This window comes from Leptospira bourretii (assembly GCF_004770145.1).
GTDB lineage: Bacteria > Spirochaetota > Leptospiria > Leptospirales > Leptospiraceae > Leptospira_A > Leptospira_A bourretii.
In genome coordinates this window covers 5,001-25,104 of record NZ_RQFW01000010.1, presented here as the reverse complement: position 1 = coordinate 25,104, position 20,104 = coordinate 5,001, and the positions used below count along the sequence as shown (strand labels likewise).

17 protein-coding genes (1 of these 17 running past the window's edge) are annotated in these 20,104 nt (G+C 37.6%); 6 read left to right on the top strand and 11 right to left on the bottom strand.

Going from position 1 to position 20,104, the window contains the following annotated elements:
- Positions 1 to 120: 120 nt before the first annotated feature.
- The 6 genes from EHQ47_RS05140 to EHQ47_RS05115 all read right to left on the bottom strand — a co-directional run bounded on the left by EHQ47_RS05140 (position 121) and on the right by EHQ47_RS05115 (position 5,534).
- Positions 121 to 687 carry a TetR/AcrR family transcriptional regulator gene (locus EHQ47_RS05140; RefSeq protein WP_135748066.1) on the bottom strand — a complete coding sequence of 189 codons (567 nt, stop codon included), beginning with the start codon at positions 685 to 687 and terminating at the stop codon, positions 121 to 123.
- Positions 688 to 720: 33 nt separating this feature from the next.
- Positions 721 to 1,782 carry an alkaline phosphatase D family protein gene (locus EHQ47_RS05135; RefSeq protein ID WP_135776702.1) on the bottom strand — a complete coding sequence of 354 codons (1,062 nt, stop codon included), beginning with the start codon at positions 1,780 to 1,782 and terminating at the stop codon, positions 721 to 723.
- A 75-nt stretch (positions 1,783 to 1,857) separates the two neighbouring features.
- The gene (locus EHQ47_RS05130) at positions 1,858 to 2,370 is read right to left on the bottom strand and encodes a hypothetical protein (protein ID WP_135776701.1); all 513 of its coding nucleotides are present in this window, start codon (positions 2,368 to 2,370) and stop codon (positions 1,858 to 1,860) included.
- A gap of 120 nt (positions 2,371 to 2,490) precedes the next feature.
- The gene (locus EHQ47_RS05125; protein ID WP_135748063.1) at positions 2,491 to 3,024 is read right to left on the bottom strand and encodes a hypothetical protein; all 534 of its coding nucleotides are present in this window, start codon (positions 3,022 to 3,024) and stop codon (positions 2,491 to 2,493) included.
- 148 nt (positions 3,025 to 3,172) lie between these two features.
- Positions 3,173 to 4,195, bottom strand: coding sequence for a hypothetical protein (locus tag EHQ47_RS05120; protein ID WP_135748062.1), 1,023 nt, complete (start codon positions 4,193 to 4,195; stop codon positions 3,173 to 3,175).
- 226 nt (positions 4,196 to 4,421) lie between these two features.
- Positions 4,422 to 5,534: an MBL fold metallo-hydrolase gene (locus EHQ47_RS05115; RefSeq protein ID WP_135776700.1), complete on the bottom strand. Its 1,113-nt coding sequence runs from the start codon at positions 5,532 to 5,534 to the stop codon at positions 4,422 to 4,424.
- 241 nt (positions 5,535 to 5,775) lie between these two features.
- Between EHQ47_RS05115 and EHQ47_RS05110 the strand changes: the two genes are divergently transcribed.
- Entirely contained in the window at positions 5,776 to 6,459 is a 684-nt protein-coding gene (locus EHQ47_RS05110; RefSeq protein ID WP_135776699.1) for an SH3 domain-containing protein, read from the top strand.
- A 46-nt stretch (positions 6,460 to 6,505) separates the two neighbouring features.
- Here EHQ47_RS05110 and EHQ47_RS05105 read toward each other — a convergent pair whose 3' ends face one another.
- The 3 genes from EHQ47_RS05105 to EHQ47_RS05095 all read right to left on the bottom strand — a co-directional run bounded on the left by EHQ47_RS05105 (position 6,506) and on the right by EHQ47_RS05095 (position 9,363).
- On the bottom strand, positions 6,506 to 8,095 hold the full coding sequence (locus tag EHQ47_RS05105) for a hypothetical protein (RefSeq protein ID WP_135748059.1): 1,590 nt from the start codon (positions 8,093 to 8,095) through the stop codon (positions 6,506 to 6,508).
- 118 nt (positions 8,096 to 8,213) lie between these two features.
- On the bottom strand, positions 8,214 to 8,774 hold the full coding sequence (locus EHQ47_RS05100) for a ClpP family protease (protein WP_135748058.1): 561 nt from the start codon (positions 8,772 to 8,774) through the stop codon (positions 8,214 to 8,216).
- 10 nt (positions 8,775 to 8,784) lie between these two features.
- A complete protein-coding gene (locus EHQ47_RS05095) occupies positions 8,785 to 9,363 on the bottom strand; it encodes an RNA polymerase sigma factor (protein ID WP_135748057.1) in 579 nt (192 codons plus the stop codon).
- Positions 9,364 to 9,577: 214 nt separating this feature from the next.
- On the opposite strand from EHQ47_RS05095, the gene EHQ47_RS05090 reads away from it, so the two are divergent.
- A complete protein-coding gene (locus tag EHQ47_RS05090; RefSeq protein WP_135748056.1) occupies positions 9,578 to 10,804 on the top strand; it encodes an acyltransferase family protein in 1,227 nt (408 codons plus the stop codon).
- Positions 10,805 to 11,353: 549 nt separating this feature from the next.
- On the opposite strand, the gene EHQ47_RS05085 is transcribed toward EHQ47_RS05090, so the two are convergent.
- Positions 11,354 to 13,330: an AMP-dependent synthetase/ligase gene (locus tag EHQ47_RS05085; protein WP_135776698.1), complete on the bottom strand. Its 1,977-nt coding sequence runs from the start codon at positions 13,328 to 13,330 to the stop codon at positions 11,354 to 11,356.
- A 61-nt stretch (positions 13,331 to 13,391) separates the two neighbouring features.
- Positions 13,392 to 14,150, bottom strand: a complete 759-nt coding sequence (locus EHQ47_RS05080; RefSeq protein WP_135748054.1) for a helix-turn-helix domain-containing protein — start codon at positions 14,148 to 14,150, stop codon at positions 13,392 to 13,394.
- Between the two features lie 291 nt (positions 14,151 to 14,441).
- Between EHQ47_RS05080 and EHQ47_RS05075 the strand changes: the two genes are divergently transcribed.
- The 4 genes from EHQ47_RS05075 to EHQ47_RS05060 all read left to right on the top strand — a co-directional run.
- Positions 14,442 to 16,085 (top strand): FG-GAP repeat protein, encoded by a 1,644-nt coding sequence (locus tag EHQ47_RS05075; protein ID WP_244290231.1) that lies wholly within the window; start codon positions 14,442 to 14,444, stop codon positions 16,083 to 16,085.
- Between the two features lie 31 nt (positions 16,086 to 16,116).
- Entirely contained in the window at positions 16,117 to 16,581 is a 465-nt protein-coding gene (locus EHQ47_RS05070) for an AgmX/PglI C-terminal domain-containing protein (RefSeq protein ID WP_135776696.1), read from the top strand.
- 870 nt (positions 16,582 to 17,451) lie between these two features.
- Positions 17,452 to 18,660 carry a hypothetical protein gene (locus EHQ47_RS05065; protein ID WP_135776695.1) on the top strand — a complete coding sequence of 403 codons (1,209 nt, stop codon included), beginning with the start codon at positions 17,452 to 17,454 and terminating at the stop codon, positions 18,658 to 18,660.
- A gap of 357 nt (positions 18,661 to 19,017) precedes the next feature.
- Positions 19,018 to 20,104 carry the 5' portion of an HD-GYP domain-containing protein gene (locus EHQ47_RS05060; RefSeq protein ID WP_135776694.1) on the top strand. Its footprint extends 371 nt past the window's final position, so 1,087 of the gene's 1,458 nt are visible here — the first part of the coding sequence; the start codon lies at positions 19,018 to 19,020; its stop codon lies beyond the right edge, outside the window.

Below are 20,104 nucleotides of genomic sequence, written 5' to 3'. Positions count from 1 at the left end.
CATTTATATCAGTAATCTTATTCTGTAGTTTTTGTAATTTTGTTAAGGATCCATACCCCGAACTTACTAGTCCGGTGGTTGGTCCGTTAGGTGGGTGGTGCTAGTGGAAGTTGGTGATCCTTAACTTTTAACAACACGTTCTGCGGAGGCAATCATTTGTGACTTCATTCTCTCGATCACCTTACGATCTTTTGTTAATGCATAAAGCCTTAAGCCGCCAAGATAACTCATATATAGTTCATAACTCAAAGCTTTAACAAGTTCGGGTTTTAAGTTTGGAGAAAAGTTAAGAATACAAGTTTCCACTGTTTCTAAAACATGGTGAACTGCTTTATTTCGATAGGCATCAAACTGACTTAAATGAGAAATTTCACCAGAAAAAAGAGCAATGGGACAATCCTTTCGAGAAGTATTTCTTTGATTACGAACAATGAAGTTAACCCATTTTTCAATGAAGTCCGACATATTATTTGCTTTTGCCAGAACTTTTAACATAACAACTCTTTGTTGCTCGGAAAGATAATTTAGGTATTCAAACCCAATATCATCTTTGGATTTAAAATGATCATATAAGGTTTTTTTGTAAGCACCAGCCTTATCTAAAATTTCTGCAATTCCAGTGGCCTGAAAACCTTTTTCACGAAACAATGCAAAGGAACTTTCTAAGATTTTTTGTTTGGGTTTCAAAACGAGGGTCCTCCGATTGTTTATAAAAAAAGTTTATTCTTTAGAATCATTGTTAGGATAGGAAAGAACTACATTTCCAGTTTTGTCTTTGATCTGGGAACGCCAAACCAATTTTCCGTCCTTAAATTGAATCTGTAAGGATCCATAGTTCTCTTCCCTAAAAGCAGGCCCAAGTTTATATTCGGAATCAAATTCCAATGGCAAAAATGGAAGTGGTAAATTGAGAGAACTGGAAGTGATTTCGATTAACTTTCGAGATTCTGATAATGGAAATTCATATATTTCCGCAATATGTCTATCTCCAGAAAGAATGACTAGATCCTTAGTTTTGGCTTCTTTAAAAAGTTGAAATAGTTTTTCCCTATCATTTGGAAAGTTTCCCCATTTTTCAAATGGCTGTTCTGTTGGAATCACTTGGATTCCCGAAACAAAAATAAGTAAATCGGAAGGTTTATTGAATTCTTCCACTAACCATGCCCATTGTTCCTCTCCTAATAGTGTGGCATCCGGAGAATCATTAGGTCGATAACGAGCTTTGCCTGTAAAATAAGAAAAAAATGTCCGCTTAAGCGGTGAACGAAAGTATCTTGAGTCAGGGATGATGATGTGGATTTTTTTCTTTTTGAATTCTAAAAAATAAGAATGAAAAATTCCTTTTCCCTCTTTGGTTCCAAAACTTCGACCTTTTGGCATAAGAGATCCCACTAAAGAAATAAATACCTCGCGACTTTTTACTTTATCGGTATATTCTCCCCCACTATCATTGATCCCGTAATCATGGTCATCCCATGTTGCCAAGATTTTTGATTTTGTCCTGATGGTTTTCCACTCAGGTCGGAGAAATTGTTTTTTGTAAGCTGGAATTTTTTCTTCAGCAACCAAACTATCTGCGTAAATATTATCACCTAACAGAAGAATGAGATCAAATGATTCCTTTTCCCATTGCCCAAGGATGGGACTTTCTTTGTCTTGGTGAAGGCAGGAACCAAATCCAATATGTAAACTTTCATTATCTTTTCCAAACACAGGAGATTGGAATAAAAAGAAACAAATGAAAGATAGGAAAAATAAAAAGGAAATAGAAAACTGTTTCATATTGGGTTCACAAAAACTTTAAACTTGTATCTAAATTTTTTTAGAATTTTTCCCGATTCGTCAATCGGAAATCTTCTAACGACCTCCTGTATAAAAAGGAGTGATCCGATACGGGTAGACTGGGTTGTAACGCATCACTTCTGGTCCATACATATCACGTCTGTAATACCAGGGTGAAAACCGAGAGAGTCCTCTTCTTTGTGAATAACTGGAAAAGAAAACAATACTTTGATAGTAATCATTTGTGACATGTAAATCATATCCATAACCTGCAAAGGACCATTCAATCGGGAAAAAATCACCCTCCACTACCACCTCAGATTCCTGGTACATATCTCTTACTGATCGCCTATCTCCAATGGCACAAGGTTCCATACGACTGGGGACAGGTCCTTCCATCAAAACCAAACATTCAGAATTGTATCCATGTTTTTCTGCATACGCCAGTTGCCCATGCGGTCGTTTGTCCAAGGTATAATAAAACCCTTTAAAATATGATTTTTTATCCACTGGGGTACATTGGAATAAAGAACCAAATGTAACACAGGTAAGAAAGTATGGCAACATAAACCAAATCAAACGTATCATGTTGCCATTCTAAACAAAAACTAACAGAGATGCGATGGGAGGTTCCCGCAATTGCGGATACTACCTAAAACCTTAGGGAACTTTTTTAAAATCCTTTTGAAAACTCAAACATTCATTCCCTTAAAGTTTTCGTAAATTGATCCTGTATGGGGTGATACTGGAAGATACGGGCCTACCTTGGCATTGGTAACCGGAAGGATCCACTAACCCAGTCGACTGAATGGAATATGATTTTCCGGCTTCTAGGGAAAGAGTTAGGGTTTGGCCCGAATTAGTGGAAAACAGATCTGAGTTTCCATCCTTTAGAAAAACATGATAATCGAATCTTGTGGAATTACAATTGGAAGAACTCAAAGTTTGTCGCCCTGCACTGCCAGAAACTTCATATGTGCCGGACTTTTGTATTTGGACAGTTCCGTTCACAAGTTGGTTGCTACAAATCGAAGTTTGTCCTTCTCCCAATAGGATAGGAGTATTCGCATTTGCTGTTGTTAGGAAGAAACAAGGTGGGTTTGTTAACACCGCAAGGACGAGTGCATCGGCAACCGGATCACCAGTGAGTTTTGTACCTGGAATTAAATCGTTTTCTTCATTGGAAGAACAACTGAGAAAACATACAAAGAGAATGGGAAAAACAATCAACAGCTTACGCATAGAATACCTACTTATTATTTTCTAAGTAGGTCAAATTTCTTTAAATTTGGTTCCCCATTCTGATCCTTTTTTTGTCACCTAAACCACCTCTACTAGAGGGGTGGTTTAGGAATGATTTGGTTGGTAAAAAAAAATTAGTCTTAAAGGATCAATCGCAGGAAGCGGTCATCACTTTAGAAGAAGGGGCATTTGCAGAAACTGCCACAAAAGTATTTTTTCCAAAAGTAATAGATCTCCATAAAATTTGCTCTGGGGCAGTTTGTGCTTTCCAAGTGATTCCATCTGTGGATGTCATAATCCGATTGGTTCCATCTTGAGCGATCGCCACAAAAAGACCATTCCCATAAGTGACGGAAAGCCATGAGTTTTGTTCAGTGGCAGTACGTGGTGTCCAAGTGATTCCATCAGGAGAAGTCATGACTCGATTGGCCCCGTTAGAATTAACCGCCACAAAAAGTCCATTTCCATAAGCTATGGAATTCCATTGGTTCGCTTGGACATCACTGCGTGGTGTCCAAGCGATCCCGTCAGGGGAAGTAATGACTTTTCCAGAAGTAGCTAGAGCTACAAAAAGTCCATTCCCATATCCAACGTGAGACCATGTATCTTCAGGAGGAGTACGACCAGTCCAAGTAATTCCGTCAGGAGAAGTCATGGCTCTCTCAGTAGTATTGTTAGCAACTGCCACAAACGTTCCATTGCCAAAAGTGATACTTTGCCAGTTAGGAGTAGGAGAAGTTCTGTTTGTCCAAGTTACTCCATCAGGGGATGACATCACTTTCGTTGTGAAAACAGATGGTGAAGTTGTCACAAACATTCCATTGCCATGTGCGAGTGTAGTAAATGACCCACCAGTCGGCGGAGTATGCCCTGTCCAAGTGATTCCGTCGGCGGAAACCATCGCAGGAGTTGTTCCATTTGTAGCAATTGCCACAAAGCGATTGTCTCCAAATTTGACAGCAAGCCATGTGTTTGCTTCTGCAGGAGTGCGAATCGTCCAATTGAGTGTTTTATTTTGACAACTTAAGTCTTCGGAAGAACTGTTCGCCGAAGCCCCTGCCCCAAGCAAAAGTAATGCTAGGGAATCATTATTGTCTGACTTCGGCGTACAACCGAAGGTAGAAAGAATTAGTAAACTTGATACAAGAACGGAAAGGAAAAATTTTCTCATTTTAGAACACCAAAAATAAAATTTAACACTCATCATTCGAATTTACGAATGTTGTGTCAAATCGCATTTTTCATTTAACAATTATTAGTAAAACAAGGAATGATTTTTTTTGTCACCTCGATCCAACCTTAATTTGTATTGAATTTCGCTACAAAGGGTAGAAGGAACCAAAAGACTGCGGTGGTTCCTCCGCCTAACCGAAACTTCCGTCCCAATTCGCTTAGAATCATTCCGATTGGATGAATTTTTTCCACCAACGCTCCATTAGGTTGGGTTCACGAATTTTCACAATTTGCCCAAATTTTGGTGTTAGAAGATCGATTTTATAAACCTCGGCTTGTTTTTCCAATGATTCAGCCGGTTCATACCAACTATGCAAAGACAAATTAAACATTCCCCAATGGACTGGCACAAGTCGTTTGCCTCTTAAGTCCAAATGTGCTTTCGCAGTTTGTTCCGGCAATACATGGACTGCTTCCCACATCGGATTGTATTGTCCATTTTCAATAAATGTTAAATCAAATGGACCAAATTTATCGCCAACGTCTTTGAAATGTACATCATACCCGGAGTCACCGCTGAAATAGAATCTTTCTTTTTCACCAATCACAGTCCATGAGGACCATAAAGTTTTATTTCCATTCATTCCTCGCCTTCCCGAAAAATGTTGGGCAGGTGTACAAACAATTTTTAGTTTTCCCAGATCCAAACTTTGCCACCAATCTAACTCCGTTAGGCGATCATCAGGAACACCCCATTCTTTCATATGAGAAGTAACCCCGAGAGGTGTGATGAACTTTGTTTTTGTTGATTTAAAAAATTCTATGGTTTGCATATCCAGATGATCATAATGATCATGAGAGATAATGATATAATCAATTGGAGGCAGTTCTTCTAACTTGACCACTGCATCTTGAAATCGTTTTACCATAAAACTAAAAGGGGCGGCAGACTCCGAAAACACGGGATCAAAAAACAAAAGTTTCCCTTCGATATTCACAAGAAAGGTGGAATGCCCAAACCAAATGAATTTTATGTTTTCATCCGGTTTTAAAAACTCAGAGAAGTCTGGTTTTTCTTCGGGTAACTTCACATCTGGTTTTTGGTGTTTGTCTCCACCAAACATAAATTTAAAAAAAAGTGAGAAGAAGTTTTGATTCTCTCGCATTTTCTCTAAAACATCTGGTCTACGATTTACAAATTGTTCACGAGTTTGGTCATAATGAGTGGATGTTTTTATTTTTTCAAGGTGGGAACCTTCCGGATCCTTGCCGAAGGCTTTGCACTGGGTAAGGGAAAAGGTAAAAAATAAGAATAGATAGAATGGTAAATATCGCAAATACTTCTCTCCAGAAAATGAATCTCAGTTTAGACGCAACCAATGGAACAAAAAGTAAATTGGAGTCCCTTCCTTTTGAGGGTGTTTTTCATTTTTCTTTACCCATGTTGTAGCGAAAACCGGGTTTTTTGTATCTCTGTTGTGGATTTTAAACTTCGTTTTTTTGGTTGCCTTTGGATTACCTCAATCCTCATGATAGGCAAAATCACAAACGGCTACCAAATATTAGGAAAAGTTAAATATGAAATCTTTTATCGGTATTATTTTAATTGCACTCACCTCAACTTTTTCTCAAATCCTCCCTTGCGAACCTTTTGATCCCGTGTTTTTAAAACCTACGGATACATCGAGAGAAGATAAAGATTTTTTTTCCTTCAAACAAAAGTTAGAAAAAGCAATCCAAGACAAAGATATAAAGTTTATCGAATCCATTGTGGACCCACAAATTTCTTTTGATTTTTCTGAAGATGGAATGGGAAAAACAAAATTTTTTAAGTATTGGAATTTGGATAAAAATCCCAAAAAATCCGATTTTTGGAACGTTTTTTCGCAAACCGTCAATCTTGGTTTTGCTTATAAAGATAATATTTGGTCAGCACCCTTTTTGTTTACCCAAACTCCTGAATCTGTTGATTCTTATAGTTTTTCACTCATCACTGGAAACACTGTGAATATTCGGAACAAACCATCCAAAAAAGGCGCAGTTCTAACACAGCTTAGCTGGGAGTTTGTTAAAAACGAATATGATGAAACACTAAAACCTGATCCGAACGAACCCTGCAATTGGAGTAAAGTTTGTATTTCCGACGGACAAGTTGGATATGTTTGTGAACAATACCTAAGAAGCCCCATGGACCATCGTGTTGGTTTTTCCAAAAAAAACAAAAACTGGAAGATGATTTTTTTCATTCAAGGTGGAGACTAAAACATTTATTCCACTTCCTTTTTTTAAGGAAGTGGATGTTTCCCATTCATTTTGATTTCCCTTGTTCTTTCACAAGAATACCATAAAACCCTTCTTTTCTGCCCTGCCAATAAACACGATCTAGGTTGTCTTCTTTTTTCATTCGTTTTTGAAAGGTCTCTGAATAAAAATCCCATTCCGTTTCACCTTGATAATCATAAGGCCAAACTTTTCTTCTTTGGTAAGGATGATTCTCTTTCGGAAATTTTGACTGATGATACGCCCATTCTAAAACATGAAACAATTCATGATAGATAAAGATGGGGTGATTGGCATGATTACCACTTGCAATTTTTTTATTTGAATCAGAGAGAATGGTCAAACGAACCTCCGGATCTGTCTCCGTTCCATAATTCCATTCTGTCCCACCTCCATTGGTGATGAGCACTCCATCCGGTTGGCGAGTGCCTGCCCAAACTAAGATGACACCATCTGCAGCCTTTATGGTTTTCAGTTGGTCTTCGGAAAGTTGGGGAACAATGGAACCAATGGAAGGTTGCATCACAAAACGAAAACGATCATCAATACAATTTGTATTTTGAATTTCTGAGTTGGTTTGCAAAACTTCATGATCCCAATGGATTCCGTTGGAAAGGTCTTCAAAAGAATCTCGAAAATATTCAAAACTCAAAAGGAGATCAGAAACATCTTTTGGATTCAAATCAGAATCTAAATTTTGAAATTTTGCTACTTGAGATGGCAAATCCCCTTTCATTCGTGTTTTTGGAATCACTAAAAACACCATCTTCAAAGTTTTTCGTGGAGGAATCTTTAGCCTTTTGGTTTTAAATTTAAGACCAAGATATTTGATGTATAGTTGGTCCCTTAAAAATTTCCAATGGGCAAGGAGTTGCGTATCCATCTCGGGATATAAAAGGGAAACTATTTCAAAAGCGTCTTGATATTTTTTTTTCGAAACATAAAGATCAGTTAGTAAAGAAGTATTCCATGCTATGGAAGGAATCAGCGGATGATCCTTTTTATCTTTAAAAAGATTTTCGGAAAAAAGTTTATGCCAATTTTCTCTTTCCTCCAAAGACATGGTTTCATCTCGAAAAAGATCCCCTAAATTGTATCCTGTATGCAAAGCAGCCGGTGTCCCACTCAATTCACTAAGACCTTGCATCAAGACAGAACGAGCGTTTTTCTGATCATTTAACCTATCGTAGGCGACTGCTAAAACATTAATAAGAAGTGCATAATTTCCGTCCCCAACTTTTGCCCTGGCATACGGAATGACTTTGGGAATCAATTCCACCATTCTGGAATATTGATTTTCATGATTCAAACACCAGATTGCGGTTGTTAAACTAGAAACTTCTTCTGGTTTATGAATCTCTGCATATTTCAAAGCAGAAAAAACACATTCCTTTGGCCACTTACCTTTGGTATCTGCCAATTGGGAGGATGAATTCAATCGCAATTGCCATCCAAAAACATCTTCCGGATCTTTTTCGATGATGGATTCGGAGAGTTTAAAAGCAGCCTTAAAATCCTTTCGTTTCATCAAAGAATCTGCCTGCGTCCAAATGTCTTTATCCACAGCAGAAACGGGGCAAAAACTAAAAATCAGACAAACCAAAAAAATATGTTTCATAGGGAATCTGATTTTATAGGAACTCTTTGAAAAAAGATTCCAAAAAAAAATGGATTTTCCTAATTTTTTAGAGTTTGGTTCCTTCAGATTTTGAATTTAAAAAAATCTGAAAATCAAATCAGGCTCCAATGATTTTATCGATGATACCATATTCGATGGCTTCTGTTGCGGAAAACCAAGTGTCTCTTTCCGTATCTTCCTTCATCTTCTCTAATGGTTGGCCCGTTGCTTTTGCCATAATTTCATTTAACAAATCCTTTTCTCTCCGGACAGACTCGGCAAAAATCCGAATGTCTTCTGCTGGTCCTTTGAACTCTCCCATCACATGCGGTTGGTGGATGAGCACTTTACTATGCGGATAAGCAAAGCGATATCCCTTTGTTCCCGAAAGAAGTAAAACAGCACCAAAGGACATTGCCATTCCCAAACAAGTGGTGTAAACAGGATTATGGAGGTTTTTCATTACATCCAATATCGCCAAACCTGCATAAGTTGATCCTCCGGGAGAATGGATATATAAGGTAATTGGCCTTGTGGGATCCAAAGCTTCTAAATATAAAAAACGATCTATTAAATATCTTGCAGAGTTATCGTTGACCTCTCCCCAGAGAAATACTTTCCTTTGTTCCAGATACACATTATCAATCTGCCCATTTGAATATACTTGAGTTGTTTCCAAATGATTCCTCCTAAGCTACCATCATCAATTGAGAGTGTGCCTCTGGTCGGAACGTTTCACCAATTCCGTTGCGGAGAACTTTTTTGAGGTATAAATGTCTTTTTTTGATGAAAGACAAAGTTTTTCCTTCCGATCTTGAGATTTCAACTAACGAATAGTTTTTATAGTAATAGAGTTCAATTAACTTTTGATCGTCGGGATCTAGTTTTTTTACATTTTGAAAAATCGTTTCATAACATTCTTTTTCAAAATAGGTGGAATGTAATTCTTCCGAGTTTTGGTCCATTTGATTCGGATCGACAAAAACTAAATTCTGATTTTCCTTCTTTCTCAAGATGCGGTCACTGTGTTTGATGATTGCTCTTTTCAAATGAGAAGGAAATGCTACTGGGCTTGTCATTTTTTCCAAATTTTGATACAAATCCCAAAATGATTCCTGCACGATATCCTGTGAAAGATCCTCGTCACCGATAATCTTTGACGCAAATTTGACCGCAAAACGAGAGAACCGGTTCTGTACCACCGTCCAAGCACGAAGATCACCAGACTTTGCTTGGTTTAAAAGTTCAATATAGGATTTGTCATTCATACAATTAAAAGTCCCAACCCATTTCAATTTGGTTCAAAAAAAAAGATAGGAAACCTTTATTTTTTTTACGATTTCAGCCCAAAAAAGGGAACCAATGAATCGGGAATTAGCAATATTTATTTCTTGTCTCGGAAAGTTTAGTCAATTTGAATGTTGTTACCCAGATCCAATTTAAGATCCTTGGTTTCAAGAATCAGTAGGTAATATTGTAAGTATGTCAGTGCTGAAAAATGCTTTTTTATCTGTTTTTAAACATAGAGCCGGGGATATTGAATCTCTAAATGGTCTTCGGGCTTTTGCGATTTTAATTATTTTGATTTTCCATACATCTCCTTTCCTTGAGTTTGCGGGGATGTTTACTGGATATATTGCAATTATCTACCCGGGTTTGCAATCAGGGGTTGCCCTTTTTTTTGTATTAAGTGGTTATTTAATTTCCTTTGGCCTAATGAAGGAATGGGAAAAAAATCATCGGATAAATTTCAGTTTATTTTTCATTAACCGCTCGTTAAGAATATTTCCAGCCTACTATTTTTATTTGATCTTAGCGCATTTGGTAGCCTTAAAGATCGCGGAAACCCTAGTGAACTCACAAGCGACTGGGTCAGCAGAACTTGCTGCATCTACCGAATCAGTGCTAGCACAAATAGAAAATTTTAAATACGATTTGATATATATGTCTGATTATTTTCAGAGTTATAATGTTCACACCTGGTCGTTATCAATAGAAGAAAAGTTCTACTTAATACTTCCATTTCTCTCTGCATTTTTTATCTTTCGTTTAACAAAAGGGAGCCGATTGTTGTTCCTTTTCCTTTTGTATTTAATTCCACTTTTTTTTAGAATACTCTCTTATTTCGATTCAGCAACCCAATATCAGAATCCCCACTCTTTCCATTTTCGATTCGATGACCTGATTGCTGGTGTCATTGTAATGGATTTACATTTACATTGGAACATTCAAACATTGATCAAACGGTTCCAAAATATTCTAATTCCAATCATTTTACTCGGATATGGATCCACTTTGTTTTTTTCACAACATAGTTTCCCATTTTTTTATTATGTGTTTTCTTTTAACGGATACAATATCATCTTCAGCATGCTTCTTTTACTCTGCCTTTCAGAGAAAAACATCTTAAAATCTTTCTTTGAATTTAAAATATTTAGACCTATTGCCCGCTTAAGTTATACAATGTATCTTTGGAATGGTATGATTGCCATTCTGGCAATCAAGAGCGCAACAGCCAAGATCAACAAAATTGGCACCGTAAATTGGTTCGATTACGGTTCAGCAGTAATCAATTTTCTATTTCTTACATTTTGCATCAGTTACTTACTTTATCTCTTAATTGAGTATCCGTTTTTATTTTGGAAAGAAAGGCTAAAAGCCAATTCAAAAAAAGAATCACTAAAGCAACAATCTTCAAGCAAAGTGTGAAGACAATTCCAACTAAGCCAAAAAGTTCCTTTTGTGTTATTCCCGTTAGGAGACACTCGTGTATCTGGGATGAGTGCGGAAGAAATCCAAAAAGCATAGTGTAACAAATATTATCCCGTACTCCCTAGCCAATAAAAAGTCTTTTATCAAAGTGAATGGATAGAATCAGAATAGAATTCTACAGCTTTAAATTCAGACAATTCCCTTTTTTCCAAGGCTTTCTCTCCAAAGATTATTTTACAGTGAACTCAATTAACTAAAAGCTTTTTCGAATTAAACCATTGGTTATCAATATACGCTTGTTAGGTAGTTTTTCATCACAAGTAAAAATAGGCTTCAACAATTTAACTTAAGGAAAAACCAGAGACGATGTATCATATTATTTTATAAATAGGATTACTTGATACGATGCAGATTTTCAATATGACGATTTTTGGATGCGCTTTCATAGAAAATCATACTCTCAGATCATTCTAAATATATAAAATACCCTTTACCAATCGCATCTAATTATTTGGAAAACATGCGCAACGTTTTGTTTGAAAGAATTTATTTAGTTACATGAATCTGCATTTGGGACTTTCCATCGTACATTGACTCGATGAGCGATTCGTATTTTTCTGCAACAACATGTCTTTTGACAGATAGTTTTGCAGACAACTCCTCACCTACTTCAAAAGTTTTTGGAAGGAGTCGCACCTCTACAATCTTTTCGAAACTTTTAAATCCATTCTCTGTGCGAATCAGATTTTTTACTTCCTGTTCGATTTTTTCTTTTACAATACGATTCGTTGCCAATTGTTCATAAGTGGATCCATATTCCGAAAACTTTTCAAGGGCCGGTAAAATCAATGCACCTAAATACTTTTGATCCTGTCCCACAACCATTACTTGGTCAATCAAAGGTGATTGCATGAGTTTATTTTCAATGGGAACTGGTTCAATATTTTCACCATTGAGAAGTACAACCGTTTCTTTCGTTCTTCCTACAATTTTAAGCGTATTGTTAAACGTCATGATCCCAAGGTCTCCTGTGTTCAACCATCCATCATCTGATAAAACTTTTGCAGTTGCTTCAGGTCTTTTGTAGTACCCTTTCATAATTTGCGGTCCTCTTACATAAATTTCGCCTTTGATTCCTTTTTTCGGAGGATAAATGACTATACCTGTTTCAACATCTTTCAGTAAAATTTCAGTATCAGGAAATATTTGCCCTACACTTCCCACAACAAGATGTTTTTCTGTACGGAATGCAAGTCCTGGAGATGTTTCAGTCAATCCATATCCTTCGAATACAGGAATCCTGATGGTATTAAAAAATTCATCAATATGAAAGGGTAAGGAACCACCGCCAGAAACTGAACCTCTCAGTTTCCCGCCGGTAGCTAATCTAAGTTTACTTAATACAATCAAATCAAGGATGCGATAAGGTAAATAAAGAACCGCTATCGAGGTTAAGGAAACAATAGCGAGTGCTATCGATTGAAAAATATTTCTTCCATGAAGATCCAATCGATTACCTTTTAAAAATTGAATTGATCTTTGAATCTTTAATGCACATCCATACGCTAATTTGAATAAAACTTTTTTTATAACTGAACCTGTTTGGATCTTCGACTGTATCCCTTGATAAATACTTTCCCAAAGTCTCGGTGCTGAAGCCATAAAAGTAGGCTTCACAATCATTAAGTCTTCTCTGATATTTCTTACATTTGTATAATATTGTGTAGCGCCCATCGCAATTGTTCCCATTTGAAAAACTCTTTCAAAACTATGCCATACAGGTAAAATCGATAAAAATCGATCTTTCGGTCCAATCTTTATGGGTATGTTCCTTAACTGCGATATCATGTTTGCATGAGTTAACATTACCCCTTTCGGTTCCCCTGTAGTACCGGAAGTATAGATGATCGTAAATAAGTCATCAGGTTGAATTGCAATCACTCTTTCCTCAGCTCTTCTATCACCTAACTTTCGCAGGTTTCTACCTTTTTCGATAAGTTCATTTAAACTCAAGATATTTGGATACAAAGGATTCCCTAGATCAATTTTTTCCTCACCATTACTATGGACTTGCGCATTCAATACGACGGGCTCGCTTTCCATAACAATCATATGTGTTATATTTTGTAGTTTGGAAATATTCTTCTTAACTTTCTTTAAAGTCACTTCGTTTTCTACGAAGACCATCTTTGCATCCGAATGAGAAAGAATGTATTGTATATCACCATCTGTAACGTCCGTACCACGAGGAACATCCGCAGCACCGCAAAGTATAATTCCATAATTAGAAATAATCCACTCTTTTCGATTTTCAGATAGAACTGCTACATGTTCATGTGGCTTTAAACCGATATCAATTAAGCCTGTTGCCAGTGAAACTCCAGTTTCATATAAATCTTGAAAGCTAATTGTAGAGAATTGTTTTTCTTTGTTTTTCGTTCCAAACGCTGGTTGATCTCCAAACTGCTTGGCACTATCATAAAATAACTCTGCTAGATTTTTTGCTTTGATTTTAGAACCCATTTTTCTTTCCCCAATACTCGAAAGAGTATCAGAAATGAAAAAGTAGTCTTGAACGCAACGGCTACTTGGAAAAGAAAATTGCCTGAAACGGTTCTTTCTTTTTTGTAAAATCTGAAGGACCAACACCGAAAGATCGGCGAAAAATACGAGTAAAGTGAGACTGATCTGCAAAACCACCCTCGTAGGCAGCATTTGATAATTGCGAATGATTTGCTAAATAGTCGACAGCCTTTTTTGTTTTTAGCCAAAGTTTATAAGCAGAAAATGGAACACCTGTCTCCTGACGAAAAAGATGACGAAACCTTTCAACTGATAAGGAAGCCTCTTTTGCTAAATGGGAAAGTGAAAAACGATCAAGTTCTACATCTTTTATGCTTTTTTGAATGCGTGGATCCAATTTGCGATTTGTTTGTTTATCAAAATTTATATTTATCAATTCGAGAATTTGTTTACGAACATCTTTATTCGATGTTTTTAAAATTTCTCTTATCTGATGTTTTAGGGTTTCAGTAAACAAGTCACCTACTTCGAATGCTGATTGATTTGAGGTCAAACTTCTTTCATGAAAAAGTTGATAACCTGTTGTAAGTGGATCCAAATAAAGAAGTGTAAGATTACCTTCCCCACTCCTCATTTCGTGACTTATTCCAGAAGGAATACAGACAACATTGTATGACTTCCATTCACCATCTAACGTACGTATTTCAACAAAACCTGAATCTGGCAAACCAATTTGTATAAAAAAATGACTATGCCGATGGGTTGAAAATGCCTCACCTCGGTATGTAGCAAAATCTTCCCAAATTAAAAATTGTTTCATAAATTTATATTCAGAGACACAAAGAGATCAGTAAGGGAAATATGATATGTGGTAAACAAAAAAAACAGATGGTCAACAAAACATTTCCATTCCTAGATTTGAAATGAAACAGTTCCAACACTCGAAAAAAATTGAAAAAATAATTTTCATACTATCAAAAAAATAAGAAAATACTTGCTAACTTTGATTGAATGAAGAAAGTCTTTAACGAATGTTAGCAAATTTGTATCTGGATAACCGAATCTGAGGAATGGAATGAGGAAAGGAAATTTCAAGCTTCGTTCGTTATTGATGAGAAAAATCACAGGTATATTGCTGCTTCTTTTTTACGGAAGTTGTAATCCTTTAACATTAAATAACCCCTGCGATCAAAAATCAAAAGCGTATATAGAGACCTTATTACTCACTTCCGTATCGGAAACTCCTATTCCCTTTTGCGGATTCAGCGTTGGTAATTCTCCAAAACTCTGGGAAACACAGGCCTATCTCAAAGCATCGAATGCAGAAGCAAATGATGGCTTCGGATATTCCGTAGCGATCTCTGGTGATACAATCGTGGTGGGAGCTCCAGGTGAGTCAAGTAACCAAACGACAATTACAAATGGACCCACAGCGAGTAGTGACAACTCATTAGGATCGGCTGGTGCGGCATACGTCTACCAAAGATCTGGTTCGTCATGGTCGCAAGAGGCATACCTAAAACCTTCTAATTTAGGAGGAACAGATCAATTTGGAGTCTCTGTTGCGATTGATAGAGATACCATAGTGGTCGGAGCAAACCAAGAAGATAGCAATCAAACGACGATTACGAATGCTCCTAATGCTATTGCTCCGAATGAAGGAGCTACTGATTCAGGTGCAGCTTATGTATTCCAAAAATCAGGCACTACTTGGTCGGAGCAAGCCTACTTAAAACCGTCTAACACCGGCGCAAATGATCAGTTTGGAATTTCCCTTGCTATATCAGGTGATACCATTGCTGTTGGCGCATATTTTGAAGATAGCAACCAAACAAGCATTACGAATGGATCTCCTGCACCAGCCAATGAGGGAGCAACAAATGCAGGTGCCGTTTACGTGTTCCAAAGATCCGGCACTACGTGGTCAGAACAAGCCTACCTAAAACCGTCTAACATGGGAGCAGGTGATCGTTTTGGTACTACTGTCGACATCGCAAATGATACGATCGTTGTCGGTGCCAATTTAGAGGCGAGTAATCAGATCACAATTACAAACGGATCTGGTGCCAGTGCCAACAACTCAGCAGCCAATGCAGGAGCGGCCTATGTCTTCCGTAGAACTGGTACGACCTGGGTTGAAGAAGCATACCTAAAGGCACCTAACGCAGAAGCTGATGATCAGTTTGGCAATTCGGTTGCGATCGATGGCGACACCATAGTAGTCGGTGCCTTTTCCGAAGCAAGCAATCAGACCACTATTACAAACGGAACGGCAGCAAGCTCCGATAACTCAGCGACACTCGCAGGTGCCGCTTATGTGTTCCAAAGAACGGGTTCTACTTGGAGCCACCAAGCCTACCTCAAACCTCCCAATCTAGGAGCAGACGATCGTTTTGGTATCACAGTTGCCATCGAAGGGAATACAATCCTAGTTGGTTCTATTTTTGAGGACAATAATCAAACAACGGTCACAAATGGAACGATGCCAAATGATGACAACAGCTTATCCAATTCGGGTGCAGTTTATTTGTTCCAAAGGTCTGGTTCCACTTGGGCATTTCGAGCCTATATTAAGGCTCCCAATGCCGATGTCGAAGACAGGTTTGGCAATGCAATTGCTTTTTCAGGAGATACCGCCGTCGTTGGAGTGAACCTAGAGGACAGCAATCAAAAGACAATTACCAATGGACCTACTGGCAGTACAGACAATTCAGCTTTATCGTCTGGTGCAGCATTTGTGTTTTTTAGAAAGTAAAACGGATTTGATACATAAATTACATTCATAAATGAAAAAACAGATTCCCTATCAAAAAGAAATCCTTCTCATCACTGGCACCACTCTCGTTTTAAGTTTTGTGTATTTACTTTTCCTTCGTCCCATTTCGAATGGAAATCAATTCACACAAACTTCAATGGAAGTGGATAAAAAAGGTCTCTCACCTTACCACAAACGAGAAGTGAATTTTACCATTACCAAACACAAACGTAAAATTCAAATTTGCTACAATATATACTTAGAAACAAAACCAAAAATCGAGGAAGGCAAAATCCATTTCGATTGGCAAATTGATCCGGACGGAATTCCTACAAAAGTGGAGCTCATCCAATCCGATTTTACATCTGATTCCCTCATCGGTTGTATACAAAAAGAAATCAGTTCATGGGAATTTCCTCCTCCACCGGAAAGATCGCATAACACCTACACAGAATATACTTTTTTCTTTAAAAAAGAAGTGAATCTTCCAAAATAAGGAAATCTTTTCGTGAATTTGAAACGCTTCCTGACTTAGGTAACTGCGAACTTCTTAGAAATAAAATTCCAGATTTTTGGAAGCTCCTTGCCTGGTTTTCGAATTTATGTTAGGGGGAAAAAAGCACCTGCCCACAAGCCACTCCCCTCCTCCCTAACTCGGGTGGGGGTTTGTGGATTCGCATCGGAATTATGTCACATTATATCTCAGCATAACTGCGATTCCATAGCCAAAAGCGATCTCTACTTTACATTTGCTCCAAGGCGAGCCCCCAAAAACCCAAGCCGCATCACAAAGAGATGTTTTGAGATTCAGAATTTTATTTCTAATTTGGGGTCGGGCTATGCAGGGCTTCGGTTGCCAAGCGACCGCTACCGCGCCCTTTCTATCCCTCTCGCGGAGACTCATGACCAAAAGCGGTTACCTTTCTTAACATTACATAACATGGAATCAAAAACTATGTCGAATCCACCAACGATAGAACGCATAATCGAAGTCTAACGAAATCATTTATGAATCACTTGAACGGCAACTTTTTCTTTCTCCCTTACAAAGGGAACCCCGATTGTTACGACAATAATGATTATCGACCACTAAAGAGAAACATTTAAAGAAAGTGATTCCCCTGATAACCTATCATATGTTTTTGAAACAGCTCTCAATCCAGAGCATCTAATGCACATTATAAGGTTTTTGGAAAACACTCTTTTCGGAATCAAAATCTTTGCAGTAAGGGAACAGTGCCAATAAGAATCGAGGGATACAATATGAATTTTACGCCACATCCCTCTGAGAGAATATATTGTTCAATTTTTTCCTCATATAAAAAAATAAGTTGAGTAAAGCCAACGATTTTCAAAGGATTACCCCATGTGGAAATGTAAGTGGATTTTTTTATTTTTGATTCCTCAAATCCTATCTGCTGAAGGATTTCAAAAAGGCAATCTCATGTTATTTGGTTCTGGATCGTATGGTCTGGGAATGTCTTCTGGAAGTTTGGAACGTTATACGGAAACGTATAATTTCCCAACATATTTATTTTATCGCGATGGAGTTAGCCCCGAAGCAAGGAACTTTTATTTTTATGCTCTTACTGAATTCAATTCTGATCAAGTCCAATTGAACAGCCATTTAGGAGAAATGGGAGTGCAATATGCTTTATTAAAATATCTTTCCGTTGGACTAACGGGGGTTTATCAGTCGATTGAAGCGTCAAACTTACGACAGTTGGAGCCTACTTTTGTGCTTTTAGCGGCAAACCAATTGCAACGCCAATATCCCTCAAGTTCCTATAACGATAGTCTGTCTTCAGCCGAATTACTTTCGTTTTTAATTCGAAAAGACCAAAGAATTTCTTCGATCACTACCGGAAATTTGGATTTTGGAATTCATTTTTTACCAAATTCTGTTTTTGATCCCTATATCCGCTTTGGTGGAGGAATTGGAAACGAACGTCAGTCAGGTGGGAATGTGCAACGTTTCTTCGCTGGCCTAGGTCTACGTTTCCATTTTGCATCGTATTTCCTTTTTTTAGAAGCTTTAACTACCAATACTTACATTGTGGATTATAAAGCCCAAGTAAATGCATTTCGTAACCGTGGTAATTTTGAAGAGAGTTTTGTGAGTTTAGGATTTGGAAAACAATTTTCACTCGTTTCTACCACTGAGGAACCAAATGTTGCTCCGGCAGTCCAAACTTTAGAAAAAACTCAACAAGCAGAATCCCCACCACCTGGGATCAAAACCTTTTCATTTCTCGCCAATGAGATTTTTGAACCAAAGACAACTCGGGTTCATGTGGAAGGCCGAGCAAAATTGGATGCCCTTGCACGTAGTTTCACGATTGAATACCCTCAATATGAAATTCTGATCATCAACTATGTGGCACCCATCCCAGGTACAGAAGAGGAAGATCCGTTGCACGAACAGTTCGGGATCAATCGTTCCTTTGCCATTTTCCAAATCTTACGAGAGAAAAACATTCCTGCAGCACGCATTGTCAATGCAACTGCAGGCTCTACTCGCTATGAATTAGATTCTTCCGAACGGGTGTTATTTGAACTCCGTGCCAAACCATAATCGAATTCCTCACCGAGGTGGTAACACGGATTTATAGTGCTAAAATCTATTTACCACTCACATCGATTCCGGGCGAGTCCCCAAAGATTTGATTCTCGAACATGATGGGTCGATATTACATACCATTTGAACTAAAATTTGGGGTCGGGCTATCCAGCGCTTCGATCACATGGGCGACCCCAAGCGGGCCCTTCGATACAGTTAGTTACTCAAGGGCGAAGAGTTTATTCTATACTGGTAATTAGTTCCCATTTATTAGAATTCATTTTCTCGATAAAAAGGAGACAATCATTGGTATAATTCAATTATGTTCGTCCTATATCATTAGATAATCATACCATAATCGGACTATATAATTTGAGCGATTCTCCCTTAATTTCCCCTGACCAACTTGCTAAATTTGAATTTAATGATGATCTGCTTAGTAGTTATCGTAAAAGCAAACAAATCCCGCTCGACCTTTATGATCGGAACGGCAAACTCATCATGGCAAAAAAAAAGAACGCAACTGAAGAGGATTTTGGCAAACTTTTGAAGATAGAGTTGCAAGGAGCCTATTGCCTAACAACTGACACAAAACATTTGCGAATTACATCGGGAGAATCAACAGACCCTCGCCAAACCAAACTTTTTGATCCAGACAAAACAACAGAATTTGCAAAACAAACTGAATCATTGATCTTAGAGTTAAAAAAAGAAGCCTTTAATTCGGAACATGCACTCAGAGTACACAAATCAATTGGAAAAGTTTTAGACGACTTCACAAGCAATCCAGATTTTGAATCTGGATTATTTAATATATTAGAGATTTTGAATCATGCTGGTGTACCAGTTGAATCGGAACTCATGACCAAACGAACGATTGTTGCCATGGGCATGAAGGTCAGAACCAAAAAGATAGGTGTAGGTGATGATAACAAACCAAATAAAAAAGACCATCTTTCAGTGATGACTGCAAGTTTTCTTGCGGATATAGGTTATTCAAAATTAGTATTACCTGACAAACCAAATCTAACAAAAGAAGAATACAACGCAATCCAACAACATCCGATTATCAGTTATTTAATGACTCTTGCAGCACCTGAAATCACGCAAGAAATTCGCACTCTAGTTTTGAACCATCATAGACCATTTCGCGGTAACTCAATTAATAATAACTTTCCTGACAATAATACAGTATTTAGAAAGTTGATGTTGGTCAGGGATAAGTTCATAAAAGATCCAAGTAAAAAAATGATTGTAGCTGATATAGATGCGCAACTTCGAATCCAAGAGTCGAATGTAAACTCAGTCAATTTTGAAGAAGATATCGCAATTTTGTCACTTGCAAGTGAATATGCCAGTTTAACAACTAAACAACCTTGGCGTCCTGCATTCAGTTCAGCAACAGCATTAAAAATGATTGTGAATGATTCGTTTTTTTCTTATAGCAATCGAAACATTC